The organism is Sphingomonas jejuensis (assembly GCF_011927695.1).
GTDB classification, from domain to species: Bacteria; Pseudomonadota; Alphaproteobacteria; order Sphingomonadales; family Sphingomonadaceae; genus Sphingomonas_K; species Sphingomonas_K jejuensis.
In genome coordinates this window covers 1-2516 of record NZ_JAATJE010000008.1, presented here as the reverse complement: position 1 = coordinate 2516, position 2516 = coordinate 1, and the positions used below count along the sequence as shown (strand labels likewise).

Genomic DNA, 2516 nt, shown 5'->3' with positions numbered 1-2516 from the left:
TGTCAATCGGCGTCCAAAAAGGACCCCCTATCGGCGTGCAAAAGGGACCCCTTTGTCGAGCAGCGTGACGGGTATGACGGGCGCGCCGTTCGCGCTGGTTGCGGCGTAGGGCGGGCGTAGCCCGACCGGAGGCGCAACCAGCGCGAAGCGTTCTCTGCCGGGCCTCCTGGGCGTCAGCTGCGGTGCTTGAAGCGCCAGCTGTCGTTGCCGGTTTCGACGATGTCGCAGTGGTGGGTAATGCGGTCGAGCAGCGCGGTGGTCATCTTGGGGTCGCCGAAGACGGTCGGCCACTCGCCAAAGGCGAGGTTCGTGGTGACGATGACCGAGGTCTGCTCGTAGAGCTTGCTGACCAGGTGGAAGAGCAGCTGACCGCCCGAGCGGGCAAAGGGCAGGTAGCCGAGCTCGTCGAGCACCACGAGGTCGAGGCGGGAGAGCTGGGCTGCCAGCGCGCCGGCCTTGCCGAGGCGGGTCTCCTCCTCGAGCCGGTTCACCAGGTCGACCGTGTTGAAGTAGCGCCCACGGGCGCCGGCCCGCACCACGTTGGCGGTAATGGCGGTGGCGAGGTGCGTCTTGCCGGTGCCCGTTCCACCGACCAGCACGACATTGCGCCGACCGGGGAGGAACGAGCCGCTGTGCAGCGAGCGCACCAGTCCCTCGTTGATGGGGGTGTCGTCGAAGACGAAGGCGTCGAGGTCCTTCACCGCCGGCAGCCTGGCGGCCGACATCCGGTAGCGGACGGACGCCGCATGGCGGTGGGCGGCTTCGGCGCGGAGCAGGTCCGTCAGGACCTCCATGGTCGTGCGCTTGCGTTGCAGCCCGGTGGTGACGGCCTCGTCGAAGGCACCAGCCATGCCCTTCAGCCCCAACTCGGCCATGGCCGTCATCATCTCATGCCGCTGCATGCAGGCCTCGCAGGCTGTCGTAGCGGGTGCAGTCGGCGCGGGGCGGATGGCGCAGCGCCAGGTCCTCGGGTGTGACAATGGTCAGCGGCCGGGGCGGCTCGCGTCGGCGGGCCAGGATGTTGACGATGACGTCGTCGCTGGCGGTGCCGGCCAGGAGCGCTTCGCGCACGGCCGCTTCAACCGCCTCCAGCCCGTCATCCAGCACCGCTGCCAGCACCCGCACGAACCGCCGGTCGGCATCATCGCCGGCGCCGAGCTTGCGCCGCAGCCGTGACAGCGCAGGCGGCAACTCCCAGCCCTGGAACGGCGCGCCATTGCGCAGGGCGCCCGGCTTGGTCACCAGCACCGGCAGGTAATGCCACGGGTCGTAGATGGTCCGGTCGCGTCCGAAGAACCGGGGGTGGTCGGCGACGACCTGGCCGTCGCAGCGCACGACGATGCGGTCGGCGTAGGCCCGCACCTGGACGGCACGCCGAACCGCCCTGGCGGAGACGGAATAGCGGTTGCGGTCGAAGCTGATGAGGCAGGTGCCGCTTACCGCGTGCTCGCTCTCGTGGAAGCCGTCAAAGGGCGCGACCACCGGCTGGAGCACGCCACGCTCGGCAGCCCACGCCTGGGCGACGGTCAGCTCCTTCTGCTCGGGATGCTGGTGCATGTCGGCCCAACGGCGACACTCCGCCTCCAGCCAGCCGTTCAACTCCTCGATGCTGGCAAAGCGCAGACGTGGCTGGAAGAAGCGGCCACGCGCGGTCTGCACCTGGTTCTCGACCTGCCCCTTCTCCCAGCCGGACGCCGGCGAGCAGGCCGTTGGCTCGACCATGTAGTGGTTGGCCATCACCAGGAAGCGCCGGTTGAAGATCCGCTCCTTGCCGGTGAACACGCTCGTCACGGCGGTCTTCATGTTGTCGTAGATGCCGCGCGTCGGCACGCCTCCGAAGAAGGCGAACGCCCGCGCATGGGCGTCGAACACCATCTCCTGTGTCTCGCGCGGATAGGCTCGCACATACATGGCCCGCGACGCGCACAGCCGCACATGGGCGACCTTCACCCGCATCGGCTTGCCCGCGATCTCCACGTCCTCGTGGCTCCAGTCGAACTGATACGCCTCGCCTGGTCGGAACAGCAGCGGGATGAACGCCGGCGCATTCATCACGTCGCGACGCTGCGCCTGCCGCCAGCGGGCCGCATAGCGGCGCACCGCGTCGTATGAGCCGTCGAACCCCTCGCGCAGCAGCAGGTCGTGGATACGCGTGAGGCGCAGCTTCTCGCGCCGCGGTCGTGCCTCGTCTTCCTCCAGCAACGCGTCCAGTCGCGTCTGGAACGGCCCCAGCTTCGGCAGCGGCTGCACCTCGCGACGATACGCCATGTCCGCCTCCGGCGCCCGGATCGCCTTGCGCACCACCTTGCGCGACAGGTGCAGGTCCCGCGCTATCGCCTTGATGGCCTTCCCCGACGCGTGCTCGCGCCGGATCCTCAACACCGTCTCCAATACCAGCATCCCGATCTCGCCGCCTGACACACCGCCAAGCGAACAGCCTAGACCACCGGGATGAGGGGTCCCTTTTCGACGCCGATCACCCCGCTACCGGGGTCCCTTTTCCACGCCGATCCACA

At 68.7% G+C, this 2516-nt stretch carries 2 protein-coding genes; both read right to left on the bottom strand.

All coding sequences use genetic code 11. The annotated features are described in order from the left end of the window. Positions 1-173: 173 nt before the first annotated feature. Complete coding sequence (istB, locus tag GGR88_RS14985; RefSeq protein ID WP_070240731.1) at positions 174-902, bottom strand: IS21-like element helper ATPase IstB; 729 nt, start codon at positions 900-902, stop codon at positions 174-176. Next, positions 889-2400, bottom strand: a complete 1512-nt coding sequence (gene istA, locus GGR88_RS14980) for an IS21 family transposase (protein WP_083273257.1) — start codon at positions 2398-2400, stop codon at positions 889-891. Before istA ends, istB begins: the two co-directional genes overlap by 14 nt. Between the last annotated feature and the right edge of the window lie 116 nt (positions 2401-2516).

Coding starts and splice junctions, on each gene's coding strand:
- istA (WP_083273257.1), bottom strand. CDS start 2,400: ATGCTGGTATTGGAGACGGTGTTGAGGATCCGGCGCGAGCACGCGTCG.
- istB (WP_070240731.1), bottom strand. CDS start 902: ATGCAGCGGCATGAGATGATGACGGCCATGGCCGAGTTGGGGCTGAAG.